This window comes from Vibrio sp. R12-SG2-ISO1 (assembly GCF_059834045.1).
On record NZ_JCBDGO010000029.1, the window covers coordinates 88,305 to 109,481 of the forward strand.

Annotated in this window: 16 protein-coding genes; 12 read left to right on the forward strand and 4 right to left on the reverse strand. The window is 53.0% G+C overall.

Annotation, left to right across the window (positions count from 1 at the left end; translation table 11 throughout):
• Window positions 1-59 precede the first annotated feature (59 nt).
• Complete coding sequence (locus tag AC6R10_RS18475) at window positions 60-689, forward strand: response regulator transcription factor (protein ID WP_334554691.1); 630 nt, start codon at window positions 60-62, stop codon at window positions 687-689.
• 23 nt (window positions 690-712) lie between these two features.
• Here AC6R10_RS18475 and AC6R10_RS18480 read toward each other — a convergent pair whose 3' ends face one another.
• Window positions 713-2,434, reverse strand: coding sequence for a potassium/proton antiporter (locus tag AC6R10_RS18480; RefSeq protein ID WP_500673151.1), 1,722 nt, complete (start codon window positions 2,432-2,434; stop codon window positions 713-715).
• A 385-nt stretch (window positions 2,435-2,819) separates the two neighbouring features.
• On the opposite strand from AC6R10_RS18480, the gene AC6R10_RS18485 reads away from it, so the two are divergent.
• From AC6R10_RS18485 to AC6R10_RS18495, 3 genes are all read left to right on the forward strand, one after another.
• The gene (locus AC6R10_RS18485; protein ID WP_500673139.1) at window positions 2,820-3,083 is read left to right on the forward strand and encodes a DUF4212 domain-containing protein; all 264 of its coding nucleotides are present in this window, start codon (window positions 2,820-2,822) and stop codon (window positions 3,081-3,083) included.
• 12 nt (window positions 3,084-3,095) lie between these two features.
• Window positions 3,096-4,823 (forward strand): sodium:solute symporter family protein, encoded by a 1,728-nt coding sequence (locus tag AC6R10_RS18490; protein WP_334554695.1) that lies wholly within the window; start codon window positions 3,096-3,098, stop codon window positions 4,821-4,823.
• 106 nt (window positions 4,824-4,929) lie between these two features.
• Window positions 4,930-5,418, forward strand: a complete 489-nt coding sequence (locus AC6R10_RS18495) for a hypothetical protein (RefSeq protein ID WP_500673140.1) — start codon at window positions 4,930-4,932, stop codon at window positions 5,416-5,418.
• An 83-nt stretch (window positions 5,419-5,501) separates the two neighbouring features.
• Here AC6R10_RS18495 and AC6R10_RS18500 read toward each other — a convergent pair whose 3' ends face one another.
• The 3 genes from AC6R10_RS18500 to AC6R10_RS18510 all read right to left on the reverse strand — a co-directional run bounded on the left by AC6R10_RS18500 (window position 5,502) and on the right by AC6R10_RS18510 (window position 11,258).
• Window positions 5,502-8,993 (reverse strand): hybrid sensor histidine kinase/response regulator, encoded by a 3,492-nt coding sequence (locus AC6R10_RS18500; RefSeq protein WP_500629839.1) that lies wholly within the window; start codon window positions 8,991-8,993, stop codon window positions 5,502-5,504.
• A gap of 124 nt (window positions 8,994-9,117) precedes the next feature.
• Window positions 9,118-10,350 carry a 3-phenylpropionate MFS transporter gene (locus AC6R10_RS18505; protein WP_500673141.1) on the reverse strand — a complete coding sequence of 411 codons (1,233 nt, stop codon included), beginning with the start codon at window positions 10,348-10,350 and terminating at the stop codon, window positions 9,118-9,120.
• A 182-nt stretch (window positions 10,351-10,532) separates the two neighbouring features.
• Window positions 10,533-11,258, reverse strand: coding sequence for a hypothetical protein (locus AC6R10_RS18510; RefSeq protein ID WP_500673142.1), 726 nt, complete (start codon window positions 11,256-11,258; stop codon window positions 10,533-10,535).
• A 273-nt stretch (window positions 11,259-11,531) separates the two neighbouring features.
• Here AC6R10_RS18510 and AC6R10_RS18515 point away from each other — a divergent pair, with 273 nt between their 5' ends.
• The 8 genes from AC6R10_RS18515 (at window position 11,532) to dusB (ending at window position 21,148) form a co-directional block, all read left to right on the forward strand.
• Window positions 11,532-13,358, forward strand: a complete 1,827-nt coding sequence (locus tag AC6R10_RS18515; RefSeq protein ID WP_500673143.1) for a DUF294 nucleotidyltransferase-like domain-containing protein — start codon at window positions 11,532-11,534, stop codon at window positions 13,356-13,358.
• Between the two features lie 8 nt (window positions 13,359-13,366).
• Window positions 13,367-14,002 carry a 3'-5' exonuclease gene (locus AC6R10_RS18520; protein WP_487902786.1) on the forward strand — a complete coding sequence of 212 codons (636 nt, stop codon included), beginning with the start codon at window positions 13,367-13,369 and terminating at the stop codon, window positions 14,000-14,002.
• A gap of 224 nt (window positions 14,003-14,226) precedes the next feature.
• On the forward strand, window positions 14,227-16,179 hold the full coding sequence (gene acs / locus AC6R10_RS18525) for an acetate--CoA ligase (RefSeq protein WP_500673144.1): 1,953 nt from the start codon (window positions 14,227-14,229) through the stop codon (window positions 16,177-16,179).
• Window positions 16,180-16,591: 412 nt separating this feature from the next.
• Complete coding sequence (gene aroQ / locus AC6R10_RS18530) at window positions 16,592-17,041, forward strand: type II 3-dehydroquinate dehydratase (RefSeq protein ID WP_334554711.1); 450 nt, start codon at window positions 16,592-16,594, stop codon at window positions 17,039-17,041.
• 96 nt (window positions 17,042-17,137) lie between these two features.
• Window positions 17,138-17,602, forward strand: a complete 465-nt coding sequence (gene accB, locus AC6R10_RS18535) for an acetyl-CoA carboxylase biotin carboxyl carrier protein (RefSeq protein ID WP_487902788.1) — start codon at window positions 17,138-17,140, stop codon at window positions 17,600-17,602.
• A 15-nt stretch (window positions 17,603-17,617) separates the two neighbouring features.
• Window positions 17,618-18,964: an acetyl-CoA carboxylase biotin carboxylase subunit gene (gene accC / locus AC6R10_RS18540; protein ID WP_487902789.1), complete on the forward strand. Its 1,347-nt coding sequence runs from the start codon at window positions 17,618-17,620 to the stop codon at window positions 18,962-18,964.
• A gap of 180 nt (window positions 18,965-19,144) precedes the next feature.
• Window positions 19,145-20,032, forward strand: coding sequence for a 50S ribosomal protein L11 methyltransferase (gene prmA, locus AC6R10_RS18545; RefSeq protein WP_334554717.1), 888 nt, complete (start codon window positions 19,145-19,147; stop codon window positions 20,030-20,032).
• A gap of 153 nt (window positions 20,033-20,185) precedes the next feature.
• Complete coding sequence (gene dusB / locus AC6R10_RS18550; RefSeq protein WP_334554981.1) at window positions 20,186-21,148, forward strand: tRNA dihydrouridine synthase DusB; 963 nt, start codon at window positions 20,186-20,188, stop codon at window positions 21,146-21,148.
• Window positions 21,149-21,177: the final 29 nt, after the last annotated feature.

Here is a 21,177-nt window from a genome sequence, read left to right on the forward strand (position 1 = left end):
CCGCCGCGGCAAAGCTGACAATAATTCTATTAACTAAATCATCATAAGTGTGCAACGTCATGGACTCGACCTACACCATCATCATCGCAGACGATCACCCGCTGTTTCGCAACGCGTTGTTCCAATCGGTACATATGGCGGTCAGTGGGGCCAATCTGCTTGAGGCCGATTCCCTCGATGCCTTGATGACGCTGCTCGCCAAAGAAGATGAGCCCGACTTGCTGCTGCTCGATCTGAAAATGCCAGGCGCCAATGGCATGTCTGGCTTGATTCAACTGCGCGCCGAGTACCCAGAGTTGCCGATTGTGGTGGTCTCAGCCAGTGAAGAGCCTTCCGTGGTCACGCAAGTGAAAAGCCACGGCGCGTTTGGTTTTATCCCTAAATCGAGTGACATGCGCGAGCTGGTGAAAGCCCTCAATCAAGTGCTGGCGGGCGACCCTTACTTCCCTGAGGGCTCTATTGTTGAGAATGCAGCGTGCAATGATCTCGCTGAGAAAATGGCGACCCTCACCCCGCAGCAGTACAAGGTACTGGGTATGCTCTCCGACGGACTGCTCAACAAGCAGATCGCCTATGAGCTCAACGTCTCAGAAGCGACCATCAAAGCGCACATGACGGCCATTTTCCGCAAGCTGGGGGTAAAAAATCGCACCCAAGCGGTAATACTACTTAGCGAACTCAACGACTAGCACTAACAGAAGACAGGCCAACTCTACTCTGGCTCTTGCGAGTCCGGAAGGCACAGACCCAACTGCGTCACTTCGTAGTTCTCCACTTTGGAGATGACAAACCTCAGCCCCTGCCAATCAAAACTGTCACCAAGCACCACTTGATGGGGCAGTTGCTCCGCCACCAACTGCTTTAGCGTGAACGTCGCGTATTCAACAGGCACATCAATGCCGTAGTGCTGACACACATCGCTAAGCGAAACCTCTGCGGCAAAAAAGAAGTCACCAAAGAAACGGGTTTGAGTTTCCGCCAAAGGCGCAGTGCTAAACAGTTGGCTTAACGGCTCAAGGTTCTCTTCTCGGCCCAGCACGCATAAAGTGTCGCCCGCTTGCAGCACAGTGCTGCCCGATGGGTGGAGCAAAGTTCGCTGACGAAACAGCGCCGCAATCCGCGTTCCATCAGGCATCGCCAACTTACTCAGTGGCTCACCAATACACCACTTCTCCGCTTCCAAGCGATAAACATAGAGCTCCCAATTGCTGGTTGGGAAAATCTCGATCCCTGCCCGTGCCACCGGCGCGGGCTGAGGTGGCAGCTCTACTTTGGCCAGCTTGGCCGCCTTGGTTAAACTCACGCCTTGCACGATCAGCGAGACCATAACGACGAAAAAGGCGATATTGAAATACATCTGCGCATTGGGCAGCCCAGCCATCAAAGGGAATACCGCCAAAATGATCGGCACAGCGCCGCGCAATCCGACCCAACTTAAAAACCACTTCTCCCTGGAGCGAAACTTGCCAAACGGCAGCAAACTGAGCCACACCGCAATAGGGCGAGCAAATAAAATCATGCCGAAGGCGAGCACCAGTGCCGGCAGTGCGATGTCGAGTAAATCTTTCGGATTGACCAACAGACCAAGCACAACAAACATGATGATCTGGCTAAACCATGTCAGTCCATCCATGACATTCAAAATCGAGTGTTTTGAGCGCGTCGGCAAATTACCCAGCAGCAAACCAAACAGATAAATGGTGAGAATACCGCTGCCGCCCAAGGTATTCGACAATGCAAACAGCCCAACGCCAAGCCCCGAAACCAGAATCGGGTACATGCCTTCTGGTAATTGGATGCGATTGATGATTTGCAAAGACAACCAGCCGCCACCAAGCCCAAGGGCGATGCCGATACCAAACTGCATCATAAAACTCAGTGACACGAACCCAACGCTGAGCACCGCGGTTGGATCCGCCAGTACCGCAATCAAGGTAATGGTGAGAAACACCGCCATCGGATCATTGGTGCCTGATTCAATCTCCAACGTCGCGCCCACCCGTTCATTGATGCTGCGCCCTTTAAGGAGTGAAAAGACCGCCGCTGCATCAGTGGAACCCACTATCGCGCCAAGCAGCAAGCCTTGTAGCAAAGTGAGATTGAAGAGCCAGGTGGCGAGCAAACCAGTGAGAAACGTGGTACAAAATACGCCAAAGGTGGCCAAAGAGAACGCGGGCCAAAAAGCGAGCCGAAAACTGCTGAGCCGAGTCCGCAAGCCACCATCGAGCAAGATGATGGCCAGGGCTAAGTTACTGACCAGATAGGTAGTGGAGTAGCTGTCAAACTTGATGCCTCCCGGGCCGTCTTGACCGGCCAGCATACCGACGCAGAGAAACAACACGAGGATCGGCACACCCAGGCGCGAGGAGAGCTGGCTGAATAACACACTGATAACAAGAAGAAGCGTCCCAGTGAGAAACAGTCCATTAATCATATCTACTGTCAAGCTTTACCCTCCTTAAATACAATTGGAGTCAATGAGTTATTCTACCCATAGTTCCCTCTTGGCAGTAGCGAGAAATTGTCAACATATGCAAATTGTCGGTGAACAAATCGACACTGATTGAACGATTCTTTGCTCAAGACATTAGACCTTTGGCTAACTTAACAAGTTATTAACATCACAAAATTATCAGTAAACCTCGCTAAGCGCCCATTTTAGGGCGCTTTTTGTCGTTATCGCCCCGACTAAAGTTGAAAGGTTTTTCGCCCATTGCCTTGCTAATGTACATGGTGAAACATTTTTTTAACAAGCGCTAACCTCAAAAGCAGGTTAACCGAACACCCCATTTAACTAGCGAAATCGTAAGGAGGCGGCAATGGCGTTCGAAAGTCAGGAAAGAGCCAAAGCCTACTGGGATAAAAACGTAAAACTGATGATCACCTTAATGGTCATCTGGTTTGTCGTATCTTTTGGCTGCGGCATATTATTTGTCGACGTACTGAATGAAATTCAAATCGGTGGATACAAACTCGGCTTCTGGTTTGCCCAGCAAGGCTCCATCTATGCGTTTCTTGGCATTATTTTCTACTACGCGTGGAAGATGCGCCAACTGGACCGTGAATTCGGCGTGGATGAGTAAGGAGTCACTCAGATGGATTTGAAAACAATCACGTACCTTGTTGTGGGTGCCACTTTTATCCTCTATATCGGGATTGCGATTTGGGCACGCGCTGGGTCAACCAAAGAGTTTTATGTCGCAGGTGGCGGGGTTAACCCGATTGCCAATGGTATGGCGACGGCAGCGGACTGGATGTCAGCGGCGTCGTTTATCTCGATGGCGGGTCTGATTGCCTTTATGGGCTACGGCGGCTCCGTCTTCTTAATGGGTTGGACGGGCGGCTACGTGCTTCTCGCGCTGCTGCTCGCCCCTTATCTACGTAAATTCGGTAAGTTCACCGTACCTGAGTTTGTCGGTGAGCGTTTCTACTCCAACACCGCGCGCGTGGTGGCGGTTGTCTGTCTTATCATCGCATCGGTGACCTACGTTATCGGTCAGATGAAAGGCGTGGGCGTGGCGTTTGGTCGCTTCTTGGAAGTGGACTACTCGACTGGCCTGTTGATCGGTATGTGTATCGTGTTTGTCTACGCGGTTATGGGCGGCATGAAAGGCATCACCTACACGCAGATTGCTCAGTATTGCGTACTCATTCTTGCTTACACTATCCCTGCAATCTTTATCTCTCTGCAACTGACCGGGCACCCTCTGCCACAAATTGGCCTAGGTAGTACCCTCTCCGGTACGGATGTCTATCTGCTCGACCGGCTCGATCAAGTGGTGACCGAACTCGGCTTCACCGAGTACACCACCCAAGTGCGGGGCGATACCCTCAACATGTTCGTCTACACCATGTCACTGATGATTGGTACGGCAGGTCTTCCGCACGTTATCATCCGTTTCTTCACGGTGCCAAAAGTGCGTGATGCGCGTACCTCTGCCGGTTGGGCATTGGTGTTCATCGCAATTCTTTACACCACAGCGCCAGCCGTATCGGCGATGGCTCGCTTGAACCTGATGGACACAGTGAACCCAGCGCCAGGCCAACATCTGGCTTATGATGAGCGTCCTGACTGGTTTAAGAACTGGGAAAAAACCGGCCTACTTGGCTTTGATGACAAAAACAACGATGGCTATATCCAATACACATCGAGCGCTGCCACTAACGAACTGAAAGTGGACAACGACATCATGGTATTGGCCAACCCTGAGATTGCGAAACTGCCTAACTGGGTGATCGCATTAGTCGCTGCCGGTGGTCTTGCGGCGGCACTGTCGACCGCTGCGGGCTTGCTATTAGCGATCTCCTCCGCCATCTCCCATGACTTGATCAAAGGGGTCATCAACCCGAACATCTCCGAGAAGAAAGAGCTGATGGCGAGCCGGATATCCATGGCCGTCGCCATTGCGGTGGCGGGTTATCTTGGTCTCAATCCTCCCGGCTTTGCCGCAGGTACGGTCGCCTTGGCCTTTGGTCTTGCCGCCTCCTCGATCTTCCCAGCATTGATGATGGGTATCTTCAGCAAGAACATCAACAAAGAGGGCGCGATTGCAGGCATGATCGCCGGTATCACCATCACGCTGTTCTACGTATTCCAGCACAAGGGTATCTTGTTTATCTCTGACTGGACTTACCTAGAGAGCTGGGGCAGCAACTGGTTCCTAGGCATTGAGCCTAACGCCTTTGGTGCCATCGGTGCTGTCGTCAACTTCATCGTCGCGTTCGCGGTGTCGAAAGTGACTGCAGAAACGCCACAAGAAGTGAAAGATTTGGTCGAGCACGTGCGTGTTCCAGCCGGTGCTGGCGAAGCGGTTGACCATTAATCCTTAACCTCTACCACAAAAGCCCCGTTTGGGGCTTTTTTATTCTTCAAATTGGGTTAACTTACTTTTGTAAAGAAAAACTTGGAGCTGTTGCAAGGAAGCCAAGATGTTCAAAAATAAACACTTTATCATTGCTCTATTGATTGCCCCGATTCTCTCCATCATCGCCTATTTCGGTACCGATTTGGCCGTGAGTGAAAAGCCACACGCCGCCAAAGAGGGCCAAGCGTATAAGTTGGTCAGCAAATCCAACTGCCGCTATACCAGCGGTCTGTGTGACATGGAAAATGGCGAGTTCAAAATTAAGTTTCGCTCTGAAAAGTTGACCGAAGAGACGTTAGAACTCTCAATGAGTTCGCTGCACCCACTGCAAGGGGTCAAACTCTCACTAGTGAATAACATCGACACCACCACGCCCCCCGTCGACATGCAACGCGCCGACAGTGAAGGTAAACAGTGGTTCATCACCCTACCCAGCCCCGCCTCCCAAGAGAGCTGGCTGCGCGTCGCGGCGCAATCCGATGGTACCCTCTACTACGGTGACACCCAAACGGCGTTTGTGACCTATGAGACCTTGTTTACTGGCAATGAATGATGGGCCGCAAAGGAACCATGAACGAAAAGGGAAAGCGATGTTCGCTTTCCCTTTTCGTTTACACCGATGAATTTTCCGTCAGGCTAAAGCCCATTCAGCATGGCTCTCAATTTCAACGGTTTGACCGGCTTGGCGATAAACGCAAATCCGCTCGACTCGATGCCTTGCATCATCTCTTGGGTGCGATCGGCGCTGATGATCACCCCTTTAAATCGCGCGCCCAGTCGCAAGCGACATTGCTGCAACACTTCTAAACCCGTTCGGCCGTGATCGAGACGGTAATCGGACAAAATCACATCCGGCTGCCACTGCTCGTCCATCGCCGCCAGCGCGCTGACCAGATCGGTGGCGCTGCGCACCTCACATCCCCAGCGGCCAAGCAGTGTCTCCATCCCGACCAGAATATCCGTTTCGTTATCGACACACAGCACGCGCAAGTGGCTGAGATCGCCAACACTCGGCGCAGCGGCAGGCGCAGGAGCTGGGCTGGCATGCACCGCGCGCGGCAGACGAATCGAGAACACGCTGCCACGCCCAGGCCATGAACGCATCCCTATTTCATGATTGAGTACATGCGCGATGCCTTTGGAAATGGCGAGCCCGAGACCCAACCCTTGATCGCGTAGCCCTTGGCCATCTTGGGCATGGCTGCCACGATTAAACTCTTCAAAGATCTCTTGCTGCTTGTCTTCATCAATCCCCACGCCGTTATCCCACACCTCAATGCGTGCCTCACCTTGAATGCGGCGCACGCCGAGCACCACCTTGCCTTGTGGGTTGTAACGAAACGCATTGGTGAGGAAGTTTTGCACCACGCGGCGCAGCAGTTTAGGGTCCGATTCGACCACCAAATCACTCGGCATCATGCGAAAGTCGATGCCTTGCTTTTTCGCCAGAGCGCTGAACTCGGCATTAAGGTTGGAGAGCACATCATTGAGCGCAAAGGGGTGAATGTGCACTTCCAGCTTGCCAGACTCCAAACGCGAAATATCGAGCAGATCGCCAATCAAATCTTCTGCCGCGCCAAGGGCACTTTCGATATGGTGAGCAAGACGCTGCGCCTCGGACTCTTTCCCCTCCTCCATAGCAGTCGAAGAAGAAATAGAGACCGAGTCAGCTTTCGTCACTTCAGATAAGGAGGAGGCAAACAAGCGCGCGGCATTGAGCGGCTGCATCAAATCGTGGCTCACCGCGGCCAAAAAGCGTGATTTGGACTGCGATTCGCGCTCGGAACGCTGGGTTGCACTGACCAATTTTTTGTTGAGTTTTTCCAGCTCAAAGGTGCGCTCTCGAACGCGCTCTTCTAGGGTTTCATTGGCGTCGATCAACGCCTGCTCGGCGTCGCGGAACACGGTAATGTCGGTAAAACTCATCACAAAACCGCCGCCGGGCATCGGATTGCCTTGCACCTCAATCACGCGCCCATCGGGCCGCACGCGTGAAGAGGTATGACGCGTGCCTTGTTCTAAGTGATACACCCGCCTGCGAACGTGATCTTCTGGGTCACCGGGGCCACACAGTCCCTGCTCGGCGTTGTGGCGAATCACATCGGCAATTGGCCTACCCACTTGAATCAAGCCGGGCGGAAACTCAAATAACTCAAGATAACGCTGGTTCCACGCCACCAAACGCAACTGCTTGTCCACCACAGCAATGCCTTGGCCGATATGCTCAATCGCCCCTTGCAGCAAGCCGCGACTGAAGTCATACAGCTCGGATGCCTCATCGACAATGGTCGCCACCTCTTCAAGCTGCATGTTACGCCCTTGCAGCGCAGAGGTGAGCACCAACTTCGCTGACGAGGCACCAAACACGCCGGCCAGCACCCGCTCAGTATGGCGAATCAAGGTCGAAGGCGCTTGCTGATTAGGCATCAGTGTCTCGCGTTGCTGCTGCCAATATTGACGAAACGCGCTGCGCACCCGCTGCCTGCCGACAAAGCGTGAGGCAAGCATTTCCAGCTCACCGACCGTCACTCGGCTCTGGTAGAGGCTCATGTTCTCACTCTCTGGCAGCGGCGTACCGATAAAAGAGGCTGACTGTAACCGCTCACTGAGGCTCGAGCGCGTGACGCTCGACACCAGCAAATAGAAGAACAGGTTAGCGCTGATGCTCAGCAACATCCCCCAATCAGAGCGCGCAATGCCCAGTGATGCCAACCCTTCTGGCGGTGTGATGATCCACAACAGGAAGTTGCTTTGTGCATCCCCCGCTAAGATGCCGGTTTGGCTCATCAAGGTGATCAGCCACAAGGTAAAACCAAAACCTAGCCCGACATAGACGCCTTTGCGATTGCCTTGACGCCAGTACATACCGCCAATCAGCGCTGGGGCAAACTGGGTGATCGCCGCAAACGAGAGAAAGCCAATTGCAGAGAGCGAATGAATGCTGCCCAGCGCCTGATAAAAGCCCCAAGCGCCAAGCAGTAGCAGTAAAATCAAGCCGCGACGAATGATCAGCAGCAAGCCAGAGAAGTGACGATGGTTACGATGCGAGAGGCGCATCCGACGCAGCAGCAATGGCATCACCATATCATTCGACACCATGATCGCCAGCGCGATGGTCGAGACAATCACCATGCCACTGGCCGCCGAGGTGCCGCCCAAAAACGCCAGCAGAGCGAAATCTTGCGCGCCCACCGCCATCGGCAAGCTGATCACATACGTATCTGGGCTTTCGCCGCTTAAGATGCCTTGGCCGACCCACGCAATCGGCAGCACGAACAGTCCCATCAACACCAGGTAGAGCGGGAAGAGCCAGCGCGCGGTATGCAAATCTTGCGCGCGTTCGTTCTCCACCACCATGGTATGAAACTGACGTGGCAAACAGACGATCGCCATCATGGTCAGGGCGGTGTGGATCAGCAAGGTCGGGATATTGGGGGATTGATACGTCTCGGCGGCAATCGCCATCAACTGAATGTCACTGCGACGAAAGGCGAGATAGAGAATAAAACAGCCGACAACTAAAAACGCCACCAGCTTGACCAGCGACTCAAACGCAATCGCCATCATCATACCGCGGTGGTGCTCGGTATTATCAATATGACGCGTACCAAACAGCATGGTAAACACCGCCAGCGCCCCGACCACAAACCAGGACACATCAAAACCAAAGCGGGCGAAATCCTCACTCACACTCGGCGCGATGATCTCTAGCCCCATGGTAATGCCACGCAGTTGCAGCGCGATGTAGGGCAAAATGCCAATCACAGCAATAAAGGTGATCGCCACTGCTAGCCCTTGAGATTTGCCATAACGAGCCGCGATAAAATCGGCGATCGAAGTAATATGCTCACGCTTGGCGGTGATCACCAAGCGAGCGAGGACGCGCCAACCGAGGGTAAAGACCAGAATCGGCGCCACATAGATAGGCAGAAAGGACCAAGGATTGCTGCTCGCCTGACCAACGGTGCCATAAAACGTCCACGAGGTGCAGTAAACCGCTATCGAGAGGCTATAGACCCAAGGCCGCCAGCGCGACAACCACTTAACGCGATTATCGCCATACCATGCGATCAAAAAAAGCAGACCAAGATAGAGAAGCGAAACCGCGATCACCAACCAACCTTGCATTCGATATCCTTATCGTCGTTTATCGGTACTCCCCATCGCCGCGCCAGTGAGGTGAGCGATAAGGGTTAACTTATTAAACGAATTTGCTGGCGGCAACTCAATCGACTTGAGTAAATTCTGTGCTTTACGCGCCGCTTTCCGTGGCTTTTTCTCCCTCTTGCGGCTCTGCTTCCTTGGCGGATTGTGCTTCATTGACAAATTGCTCAGAGGTCACAGGATTCTCTTGTGGCGCCACTTTGATAAATAGCGACACAGCGCCCATCAAGGCCATCGCCCAGAAGACGTTCGCGCCCCAGTGCTCAAAGCCCCAGCCGCTTAAGGTCGTCATCAAGGCAATCACAGCGCCAAGCGGAATGGCATTGTACAAGGCTTGCAGCGCCACCATTTTTCTCTGCTCGGAGTGTTGGATGTATTGAATCGCGGCAATGTGCGCCACCGCAAAGGTCACGCCGTGCAGCAGTTGAATCAGCACCAAAGCGAGCAGTAGCGTCGTCGATGCCGTCATGCCCCAACGCACCATCACGCCGATTGAGGCGAGAGCAAACATAGCGCGCAGTGACCAACCAGAAAACAGTCGCTTGCTCAGGGCAAACACCGCCACTTCCGCCACCACCCCTAAGCTCCACAAATAGCCGATGATGTCTTCGGAGTACCCCGCCGCTTTCCAATGAATCGCACTAAAGCTGTAGTACGCCGCATGACTGCCCTGAATCAGCGCCACCAGCAGGAGAAACTTCACCACTGGCCCTTCACGCAGCAGCTCCATCAGTTTCGGTCTCACGCCTGCGCTGACATCGCTGGTCACCGGCATAGGCTGGATGCGCCTTAAACTCATTAGCCAAGCCGCCAACATGCCCGCCATCGCCGTCAACACAATCATGTCGCTGCCAAAATGGGCAACCATAAACCCGACCACGGTCGAGCCGGCAATAAAGGCAATCGAGCCCCACAAGCGCGTGCGACCATAATCGAGCTTATTGAGCCGCGCGTAGTAGTTGGCCATCGCATCAGAGAGCGGCACAATCGGCCCGCAGCAAAGGTTAAACAACACCGTCGCCAGCGCCATTAACCAAAAACTTCCGCCGGTAAAAAAGTGGAAACCGACAAACAGCAGCCCCGCCAAACTGAACCAACGCAGCGCCGGCATCAAGTGCTCTACCTTATGAATGCGCGGCGTTAACACCAAGTTCGCCACGCAGCGCGTCGCAAAGCCAATCCCAACCAAGACACCAATGTCGGTCGGCGTCACTCCTTGGTTTTCAAACCACAGCGCCCAAAACGGCAAATAGACGCCATAAGCAAAAAAGAACCCCGCAAAATATTGTGAGATCCAACCATAAGGAGAAGGAGTGAACATGCAAACCTCAGTCAGGATAAGGGAGTAGATAACGGCGGCATTATGACCGCGTTTGCATGGAATAAAAAGGGAACATTTCTCACCAAAGTGTTTCCTGAATATGGGGGAGTTCCTTGAGGCGAGTGCCTAGATCCTAGAAGTGGGTTGCTAGAAGCACGAGCCGAGTTCTTAGAATCAGACCTCTAGGAACTAGGCACTAGAAACTCGGCACTCTTCTTACACCCATTATGAAAATGCTGGAGTTCGGCGCTGCCTTGTAGCAAAAAGCCGTGATAGCGGGCTTTGACTAACTGGTAGTCGAGTGCAGGGGCATACCAGAAAGTGATGCGCTCTTCCCCGGTTTGTTCAACGGGAATCACCGCTATCTCGCCCCAAATCCCAACAGAGATGCGGGTTGGAGAGAGGACTTGATACTGATAGGGCTCGGGGCCATCAGAGGCTTGGCGCGTCAATGAAAAGCGTTGCTCGCCATTTTTGATGTGCTGACGAATTTGTATCGATAAGGTATCGACGTCGCGCAGTGGGGCCTCCCCATTGTCATAGTGGTGAATCTGCCCATCCAGGTTAACGCGAGTCTGCGTACCATCGCTAGAAAAATCGACGCTCATGTCTCGGCTGCGAAACCCCGACACCTTCTGATGAAACGAGGTGGTCAGCCAGCTTTGGCTCGCCTCTGACCACACCAATGTCGCGGTTTGATCATAGCGAGTGCCTATGCCTAAAATGCTGGCATGACTTTGTGAAGAGACCGTCGCGCTTTGCCCTTGCCAGCGCTCCACCCGATGCATCTCTCCGGTGCGAATGCCACTGAGATAAATCGCGTAGTCGGCACTTTTTTCACAAAATGGCGCAGACTCAAGCGGCATGGATACCGACACAGTGCCAAGCCACACACTGAACAACCACATCGATGTCCGAGTAAAACAGGGCATGAAACATCCGAATCATAAGAAATCAATGGTAAGCGTGCATTATACGTAACCAACCGTATTAGTAACGAGTTTTTGGGTAGGGGTTATGGGTGGAGGGTGGAAGTGGCCCCTCTAGGAACTAGGCACTAGGAACTAGGCACTAGGAACTTGCCCCCTATAAGACCAAAGTCGTCTGGCATTTATACGCTGATCGCGCACACTTTATTTATTCACCTACCCCGAACTGTAGAGCGAGAGTGTAGAGCCGCTATGCCTGATAAATTCAATATGCAGTCACCGCCGTTTGATAGGCTGAGTGAAGCGCAGCAAACCGAGCTGCGCTCGGCGCTGGATGTCGCCTATTTCCGCACAAAGGAGAGCTTGATTAGGCCCGGCGCGCGTGTGGAGCATCTGCATATTTTGATCAAAGGCGCGGTGGAAGAGCGCTCGCAGGATGGCAACGAAATTTTTGCTCACTACGCCAATGATGACTTGTTTGATGTGCGCGGCCTGTTTGATGGCCAATCCAAGCACCATTACGTGGCGCTAGAAGATACCCTCGCTTACCTGCTGCCCAAAGCGACCTTTATGTCGCTCTACAACGAGAATGGCCAGTTCGCCGCCTATTTTGATACCAATCTGGCGCGCCGTCAGGCGTTAATTGAAGCCGCGCAGCAGCAGCAAAACTTGGCCGAGTTCATTCTGACCAAAGTCGATAAAGCCATCTATCATCCACCGATGGTGATTGCCCCCAACATGCCGCTCAATGAGGTGACGCGCACACTCAAAGAGAACGCTATTGATGCCGCGCTGGTGCGGTTAGAAGAGGGTGACCCAAGGCTTGCCGACCGCCCTCATGAGCTGCCCTTTGGCATTGTCACGCGCACCAATATGCTCCATGCGGTCATGTTGGATGACCACCCGCTCGACACCCCAGTGGGCGAGATCGCAACCTTTCCTGTCATCCATGTCGACGATGGCGAGTTTCTGTTTAATGCGATGATCAAAATGACGCGTCAACGCATGAAGCGCGTGATGGTCGCCGATGGCAAAGAAGCGGTCGGCATGCTGGATATGACGCAAATCCTCAGCGCCTTTTCCACTCACTCACATGTGTTGAGTTTGAGCATTGCCAGAGCGAGCAGTGTCGAAGAGCTCGCGCTCGCATCGAACCGCCAGCGCCACTTGGTCGAGAGCCTGCTTGGCAATGGTATTCGCACCCGCTTTATCATGGAGCTGATTTCTGCCGTTAATGAACAAATTATTGAGAAAGCCTTTGAACTGATTGTTCCTCCCGCCCTTCACGATCACTGCTGTTTGATCGTTTTAGGCTCAGAAGGGCGTGGGGAGCAGATCTTAAAAACCGACCAAGACAACGCGCTTATCCTCGCCCCCGACCTCGAATGGCCGCAGTGTGAAGCCGTCATGCAACAGCTGACCCATACCTTGCAGCAGCTGGGTTATCCGCTCTGCCCGGGCAATGTGATGGTCAACAATCCGCAGTGGGTCAAAAGCCAATCGCAATGGAGCGCCACGTTGAGCCGCTGGGCCAAAGCGAGCAGTGCCGAGCAGATCATGAACTTGGCGATTTTCAGTGATGCGCATGCGGTGGCGGGCAATCTCACGCTCCTCGACCCCATCATGGAACACCTTCATCGCTTGATGTTCAACAACATGTTGGCGCTGCAGGACTTTTGTCGTCCGGCGCTGCAATTCTCTCTGCCGCTGACGCTGTTTGGCAACGTCAAAACCGACAAACAGGGGGTCGATCTGAAAAGTGGCGGCATCTTCCCCATCGTGCATGGTATTCGTACCTTGGCGCTAGAATACGGCATTGAAGAGCACAACACCTTTGAACGCATCGAAAGCCTCGCGCGCAAGAAAATCCTCGAGCCCGATACCGCCGACAACCTCAGTGAAGCGCTGAAACTGTTTTTTAAACTGCGCCTTCATCAGCAGCTTGGTAACCAACACACCCACAACCGAATTGACCTCAAACAGCTCGATCGCACCGAGCGCGATCTGCTGCGCCACAGTTTGCACGTGGTGAAGAAATTTAAGCAGTTTCTCAGCTATCACTACCAGATCCGAGATTGAGGTCATCCATGAACCTATTGATGCGTCGTTACTGGTACTACAAACTCAAAGGCAGCCCCTACCAATCGTTATTTGGCGCGTTGCAAAAAGGGGAGTACGTGTCACTCGATTGTGAAACCACCAGCCTGGACCCCAACCGCGCCGAGCTAGTCACCATTGCGGCGACCAAAATCATCGACAATCGCATCCTCACCAGTGCGCCCTTTGAAGTGCGCCTACGCGCGCCGCAATCGCTCGACTCGGGCTCAGTGAAAATTCACCACATTCGCCACCAAGACTTGCTCGATGGCATCGATGAAAAGCGCGCTCTGATCAAACTGCTCGATTTTATCGGCAATCGGCCTTTAGTAGGCTATCACATCCGCTACGACAAGAAGATCCTCGACTTAGCGTGTCGTAAGCAGTTGGGCTTTCCTCTGCCCAACCCACTCATCGAAGTGAGTCAGATCTACCACGACAAGCTGGAAAAGCACCTACCCAACGCCTATTTCGATTTGAGTCTCGATGCCATCTGCAAACACCTCGATCTGCCGCTGCAAAACCGCCATGACGCGCTGCAAGACGCCATCGCCGCAGCGATGGTGTTTGTGCGTTTAACCCACGGCGACCTACCGAGCCTTAACTTGCCCTACGTCTCACGCTGAACGTAAGCAAGAAGAACGTACACAAGGAGAGTGCGCGAGATCGCAAAGTTCGCCATTACGCCGACCACGGCCACCGATATCTCGCCCATTCATCCTAAAGTCTAATTGTCGAATCGAGGGCGGTGGCCGAAAGTGAACAGTAATTCAAACGCTCACCGTTTAAAACGACAACAAACAGGACACCTTTGCTTGGCAAGCCCAAGCAGAGCATAAGGAGATTAGCCATGAGTGAAGCCCACGTGTATCCAGTCAAAGAGAACATCAAAGCCACGACCCACGCAGACAATGACACCTACCTTGCCATGTACCAGCAATCGGTCACGGACCCAACCGCGTTTTGGAGCGAGCACGGCAAAGTGGTGGATTGGATCAAACCCTTCACTAAAGTCAAAAGCACCTCGTTCGATACCGGCCACGTCGATATTCGCTGGTTTGAAGATGGCACACTGAACGTCTCCGCAAACTGTATTGACCGCCACCTGGCTGAGCGCGGCGATGACGTCGCCATCATCTGGGAAGGGGACGACCCGGCAGACGACAAAACACTCACGTTTAACGAGTTGCACCAAGAGGTGTGCCGTTTCTCTAACGCCCTGAAAGAGCAAGGCGTACACAAAGGCGATGTGGTCTGTCTGTACATGCCAATGGTACCGGAAGCGGCGATCGCCATGCTGGCCTGTACCCGCATTGGCGCGGTGCACACCGTCGTGTTTGGCGGCTTTTCACCGGAAGCGCTCTCTGGCCGTATTATTGACTCCGACGCCAAAGTGGTGATCACCGCCGATGAAGGCGTGCGCGGCGGTCGTGCGGTGCCTTTGAAGAAAAACGTCGATGAAGCGCTCACCAACCCCGAAGTGAAAACGATTGAAAAAGTGGTGGTGTTCAAACGTACAGGCGGCGACATTGATTGGCACGATCACCGCGATGTGTGGTGGCACAAAGCCACCGCCGCAGCCTCTGATCACTGCCCACCGGAAGAGATGAAAGCCGAAGATCCGCTCTTTATCCTCTACACCTCAGGCTCAACGGGCAAACCCAAAGGCGTGCTGCACACCACAGGCGGCTACCTCGTCTACGCCACCATGACATTCAAATACGTGTTTGACTATCAACCGGGCGAAACCTTCTGGTGTACCGCCGATGTGGGTTGGATTACCGGTCACACCTATCTGATTTATGGCCCGCTCGCCAATGGCGCCAAAACCATTTTGTTTGAAGGCGTGCCTAACTATCCCAACACCAGCCGCATGAGCGAAGTGGTCGACAAGCATCAAGTCAACATTCTCTACACCGCGCCCACCGCGATTCGCGCTTTGATGGCGAAAGGCAATGAAGCCATCGAAGGCACCTCACGCGACAGCTTACGCATCATGGGCTCGGTCGGTGAACCCATCAACCCAGAAGCGTGGGAGTGGTACTACAAAACCATAGGTAATGAACAATCTCCGATTGTCGATACTTGGTGGCAAACCGAAACCGGCGGCATTTTGATCACGCCACTACCGGGCGCAACGGACCTCAAACCCGGCTCGGCGACCCGTCCTTTCTTTGGCGTTCAACCTGCGCTGGTCGATAACATGGGCAACGTGATTGAAGAGCAAGCCGCTGAAGGTAACTTGGTGATCCTCGACTCATGGCCGGGGCAGATGCGCACCGTATATGGCGATCACGAGCGTTTTGAGCAAACCTATTTCTCCACCTTCAAAGGCATGTACTTTACCGGCGACGGCGCCCGTCGTGATGAAGATGGCTATTACTGGATCACCGGCCGTGTCGATGATGTGCTCAATGTCTCCGGTCACCGCATGGGTACCGCTGAGATTGAATCAGCGCTCGTTGCGCACGAGAAGATTGCCGAAGCGGCGATTGTTGGCATTCCGCACGACATTAAAGGCCAAGCCATCTACGCCTACGTGACGCTCATCGACGGCGAGTTCCCTTCTGCCGAGCTGCACAAAGAGGTCAAAGATTGGGTAAGAAAAGAGATAGGCCCAATTGCCACCCCAGATGTGCTGCACTGGACCGATTCGCTACCGAAAACCCGCTCGGGCAAAATCATGCGCCGCATCCTGCGCAAGATTGCCACCGGAGACACCAGTAACCTCGGCGATACCTCTACCTTGGCCGACCCAAGCGTGGTCGACAAGCTCATCAAAGAGAAAGCAGAGTTGGTTTGAGTGCCTAGAGGCGAGTGCCTAGTTCCTAGAAGATAGTTCCTAGAGGCGAGTTCCTAGAGGGTGACCACTCCAACACTCTCGCCGCTCTAGGAACTAGGAACTAGGAACTAGGAACTAGGAACTAAAATTACCCGCCGCGCTTACAATAAGCGCGGCGTTTTTACCTCCCCACTTCCACTCTTATCCCACTCTTATTCATGCGCGAGAAGGCATCAAGCCTAGATCCTCGTCCCACTTCCTGGCTCCCCTACAGGTGATTAGACCAGTAAATTGCTGCTAAATGCGCTGAATTAGCTATAATCTTGGTCAATTTCAAAGATTCGGCATCGTTTGCATTAAAAATGACATGCCCTATCCTTGATAATGTGGGAATATTTGAGTTCATCTCAATAACTAGGAAGATAGCGACACAATGACAGCAAAATCACGCATTCTTGTCCTAAATGGTCCAAATCTCAACCTGCTTGGGCTAAGAGAGCCTGCCCACTATGGCTCTCACACCTTAGCGGACATTGTCGATAGCTTGATGGAACAAGCCCAGCAAGCGGATGTCGAACTGGAGCATTTGCAGTCAAACCGAGAGTATGAACTGATTGAAAAAATCCACGCGTCGCTCAACGAGGTGGACTTTATCATCATCAATCCAGCGGCCTTTACTCATACGAGTGTCGCGCTGCGCGATGCGCTGCTCGGCGTCGCGATTCCCTTTATTGAAGTGCACTTATCCAATGTGCACGCACGTGAACCCTTCCGTCATCACTCTTACCTGTCTGATAAAGCAGTGGGGGTGATTTGTGGTTTAGGTGCACAAGGTTACCAATTTGCGTTGATGGCAGCGATAGACAAGCTCAAGTCGGCGTAACAAGACAACACGCGGCGGACACATGGACGCCGATACTCACTACTCTGCAGCGCCTTTAGGCGCTGTCTTATTCACAAGATAAAAGAGAAAGACACAATGGATATCCGTAAAATTAAGAAGCTTATCGAATTAGTTGAAGAGTCTGGCATTGCTGAGCTAGAGATCTCTGAAGGTGAAGAGTCGGTACGCATCAGTCGTCACGGCGTTGCAGCGCCTGCGCAGCCTGCTCCTATCCAATACGCAGCCGCGCCAGCACCGGTTGCGGCGCCAGCGCCAGCCGCTGCACCTGCCCCTGCGGCTCAAGAGTCTGCACCAGCAGCGGTGTCTGGTCACCAGGTTCTTTCTCCAATGGTCGGTACTTTCTACCGTTCACCAAGCCCAGATGCGAAAGCGTTTGTTGAAGTTGGTCAGAAAGTGAATGCCGGCGATACGCTATGTATCGTTGAAGCGATGAAAATGATGAACCAAATCGAAGCCGATAAATCTGGCGTCGTGACTGCCATCCTTGCTGAAGACGGCCAACCGGTAGAATTCGATCAACCGCTTGTTGTTATCGAATAATAGAGGCCCTCTGTTATGTTAGATAAAGTAGTCATCGCGAACCGAGGTGAAATCGCACTTCGTATCCTTCGCGCTTGTAAAGAGCTCGGTATCAAGACGGTAGCCGTCCACTCAACGGCTGACCGCGATCTTAAACACGTCCTGCTGGCAGACGAGACCGTCTGTATCGGCCCTGCACGTGGTATCGACAGTTACCTCAATATTCCTCGTATTATTTCTGCGGCAGAAGTGACCGGTGCGGTCGCTATCCACCCAGGTTACGGCTTCTTGTCGGAAAACGCAGACTTCGCTGAGCAAGTTGAGCGCAGCGGCTTCATCTTTGTCGGTCCAAAAGCCGAGACCATTCGCATGATGGGCGACAAAGTGTCAGCCATCACCGCAATGAAAAAAGCGGGCGTACCTTGTGTACCTGGCTCAGATGGCCCGCTCGACAACGACGAAGACAAAAACAAAGCCCACGCCAAACGCATCGGCTACCCAGTGATCATCAAAGCCTCTGGCGGCGGCGGCGGTCGTGGTATGCGTGTGGTCCGTGCTGAAAAAGACTTGGTGCAAGCCATTGCCATGACGCGCGCAGAAGCGAAAGCGGCCTTCAACAATGACATGGTCTACATGGAGAAATTCCTTGAAAACCCTCGTCACGTTGAAGTCCAGGTCATCGCAGACGGTCAAGGCGGCGCTATCCACCTTGGTGAACGTGACTGTTCTATGCAGCGTCGTCACCAAAAAGTGGTCGAAGAAGCACCGGCACCGGGCATCACGGCTGAAATGCGTAAGTACATCGGTGAGCGTTGTACCCGTGCGTGTATCGAAATCGGTTACCGCGGCGCAGGCACGTTCGAGTTCTTGTACGAAAACGGCGAGTTCTATTTCATCGAGATGAACACCCGTATTCAGGTTGAGCACCCAGTCACTGAAATGGTCACTGGCATCGACCTCATCAAAGAGCAGCTGCGTGTTGCTGCAGGTCAACCTCTGTCGTTCACGCAAGATGACATCAAAATCCGCGGCCACGCGATTGAGTGTCGTATCAACGCCGAAGACCCAGAGCGCTTCCTACCTTCACCAGGTAAAATTGAGCGTTTCCACGCCCCTGGCGGCATGGGCGTACGTTGGGAATCGCACATCTACTCTGGTTACACAGTGCCACCGCACTATGACTCGATGATCGGCAAACTGATCACTTACGGTGAGAACCGTGATGTCGCGATCGCACGCATGAAGAATGCACTCGGCGAACTGATCGTCGAAGGCATCAAAACCAACGTGCCACTGCAAGAGATGATCATGAATGATGAAAACTTCCAACACGGCGGTGCCAACATTCATTACCTAGAGAAAAAGCTCGGTCTAAACCACTAATTCTCTGAGTGACAACGCTCTCTCCTAACGCCCAGCCCACCGCTGGGCGTTTTTACTCTTCACAGTCCCCTCTAGAAACTAGAAACTAGGAACTAGCAACTAGGAACTAGCAACTCCCCCCTCTCGCTCAATTCTGCTACACTCTGCGCCAATTTCCTTTTTATCGAGCAGAGCCAGACCATGCCTTGGATTCAAATCAAACTCAACGCGACCAACGAAAACGCTGAACAGATCGGCGACATGTTAATGGAAGAGACCGGCGCCCTATCGGTCACCTTTTTAGACGCGCACGATACGCCGGTCTTCGAGCCACTGCCGGGTGAAACGCGTTTGTGGGGCGACACCGACATCCTGGCACTTTACGATGCCGAAGCGGACACCGATTTTGTGCTGGCACAGATGACGCAAAGCGGCCTGCTTCCTCAAGGGTTTGCGTACAAAGTGGAACAGCTTGAAGACAAAGACTGGGAACGTGAATGGATGGACAACTTCCACCCAATGAAGTTTGGTGAGCGTTTGTGGATTTGCCCAAGCTGGCGAGATGTCCCAGAGCCAGACGCAATCAATGTGATGCTGGACCCTGGCCTCGCATTCGGTACCGGTACTCACCCCACCACGGCGCTCTGCCTAGAGTGGCTAGAGAGCCTGGATCTATCGGGCAAAACCGTGATCGACTTTGGTTGTGGCTCAGGCATTCTAGCGATTGCAGCAATCAAACTGGGCGCAGAGCGCGTCATCGGCATTGATATCGATCCTCAAGCCCTGCTCGCCTCAAAAGACAACGCAGAGCGTAACGGTGTGGCCGACAAACTCGATGTCTTCCTTCCTCAAGATCAACCAGAAGGTCTGGTTGCCGACGTCGTAGTGGCGAACATTTTGGCCGGTCCGCTGCGTGAGCTTTCTGCCATCATCAAGTCTTTAGTTAAGCCAAATGGCGAGCTCGCGATGTCTGGCGTCCTCGACACCCAAGCGGAAGATGTGGCCGACTATTACCGTGATGAGTTTCACATTGATCCTATCAAAGAGCAGAGTGAGTGGTGCCGCATAGCAGGTCGCAAGCAAGGCTAGATAAGACTTTCAAGGCTAATTGACTGAATTTCATACAATTTAACAAAACAAATTGTCAATGCTCAAATATTAGTCTTTTCACGGCGTAAAAAAATGCGTAAAATGCGCGCCCTTGCTGGGGACTATTCATCGAACAGAAGCTGTGAAGACGTTTTGAAAATCGGACACTACCAACTTAAGAACAATCTCATCGTCGCGCCTATGGCGGGTGTCACGGATAGACCGTTCCGTGAGTTGTGTCTTCGATATGGGGCAGGCATGGCCGTCAGTGAAATGATGTCGTCCAATCCGAAACTATGGAAAACGTCCAAATCTAAGCAACGCATGGTGCATGAAGGCGAATCGGGCATTCGCTCTGTGCAGATTGCGGGTGCCGATCCACAGTTGATGGCCGACGCAGCGCAATTTAGCGTTGAGAACGGTGCGCAAATCATCGACATCAATATGGGTTGCCCAGCAAAAAAAGTGAATAAAAAGCTCGCGGGTTCTGCGCTGCTCAAGTTTCCAGACATCATCGAAGAGATTCTGAAAGCGGTGGTCAACGCAGTGGATGTCCCTGTGACACTCAAAACTCGCACAGGCTGGGATACAGACAACAAAAACTGTGTCCAGATCGCTCAATTAGCCGAAGACTGCGGCATTCAGGCCTTGGCGCTGCATGGCAGAACCAAAGCGTGTATGTACAAAGGTGAGGCCGAATACGACAGCATTAAAGCGGTAAAAGAGGCCATCTCAATACCGGTTATCGCGAACGGTGATATCGATAGCCCAGAGAAAGCCAAACACGTACTGGAGTACACCGGTGCGGACGCCTTAATGATTGGACGCCCTGCCCAAGGTCGTCCGTGGATTTTCCAGGAAATCCAACACTATTTGGAAAACGGTACCACGATGCCTGACCTTCCGGTTTCGGAAGTGAAAGACATCCTGCTCGGTCATGTGAACGCTCTCCATGAGTTTTATGGTGAGTATTTAGGTCCACGCATCGCGCGTAAGCACGTGGGTTGGTACCTAAAAGAGCATGAACAAGCAAGTGAGTTTCGCCGGACCTTCAACGCCATTGATGTAGCCGAGCTGCAACTTGAAGCGTTAGAAGGGTATTTTGATTTAGCCTAATTGGCGGTCGCTACGGCGCAGCCATGCGG

Coding starts and splice junctions, on each gene's coding strand:
- AC6R10_RS18475 (WP_334554691.1), top strand. CDS start 60: ATGGACTCGACCTACACCATCATCATCGCAGACGATCACCCGCTGTTT.
- AC6R10_RS18480 (WP_500673151.1), bottom strand. CDS start 2,434: ATGATTAATGGACTGTTTCTCACTGGGACGCTTCTTCTTGTTATCAGT.
- AC6R10_RS18485 (WP_500673139.1), top strand. CDS start 2,820: ATGGCGTTCGAAAGTCAGGAAAGAGCCAAAGCCTACTGGGATAAAAAC.
- AC6R10_RS18490 (WP_334554695.1), top strand. CDS start 3,096: ATGGATTTGAAAACAATCACGTACCTTGTTGTGGGTGCCACTTTTATC.
- AC6R10_RS18495 (WP_500673140.1), top strand. CDS start 4,930: ATGTTCAAAAATAAACACTTTATCATTGCTCTATTGATTGCCCCGATT.
- AC6R10_RS18500 (WP_500629839.1), bottom strand. CDS start 8,993: ATGCAAGGTTGGTTGGTGATCGCGGTTTCGCTTCTCTATCTTGGTCTG.
- AC6R10_RS18505 (WP_500673141.1), bottom strand. CDS start 10,350: ATGTTCACTCCTTCTCCTTATGGTTGGATCTCACAATATTTTGCGGGG.
- AC6R10_RS18510 (WP_500673142.1), bottom strand. CDS start 11,258: ATGTGGTTGTTCAGTGTGTGGCTTGGCACTGTGTCGGTATCCATGCCG.
- AC6R10_RS18515 (WP_500673143.1), top strand. CDS start 11,532: ATGCCTGATAAATTCAATATGCAGTCACCGCCGTTTGATAGGCTGAGT.
- AC6R10_RS18520 (WP_487902786.1), top strand. CDS start 13,367: ATGAACCTATTGATGCGTCGTTACTGGTACTACAAACTCAAAGGCAGC.
- acs (WP_500673144.1), top strand. CDS start 14,227: ATGAGTGAAGCCCACGTGTATCCAGTCAAAGAGAACATCAAAGCCACG.
- aroQ (WP_334554711.1), top strand. CDS start 16,592: ATGACAGCAAAATCACGCATTCTTGTCCTAAATGGTCCAAATCTCAAC.
- accB (WP_487902788.1), top strand. CDS start 17,138: ATGGATATCCGTAAAATTAAGAAGCTTATCGAATTAGTTGAAGAGTCT.
- accC (WP_487902789.1), top strand. CDS start 17,618: ATGTTAGATAAAGTAGTCATCGCGAACCGAGGTGAAATCGCACTTCGT.
- prmA (WP_334554717.1), top strand. CDS start 19,145: ATGCCTTGGATTCAAATCAAACTCAACGCGACCAACGAAAACGCTGAA.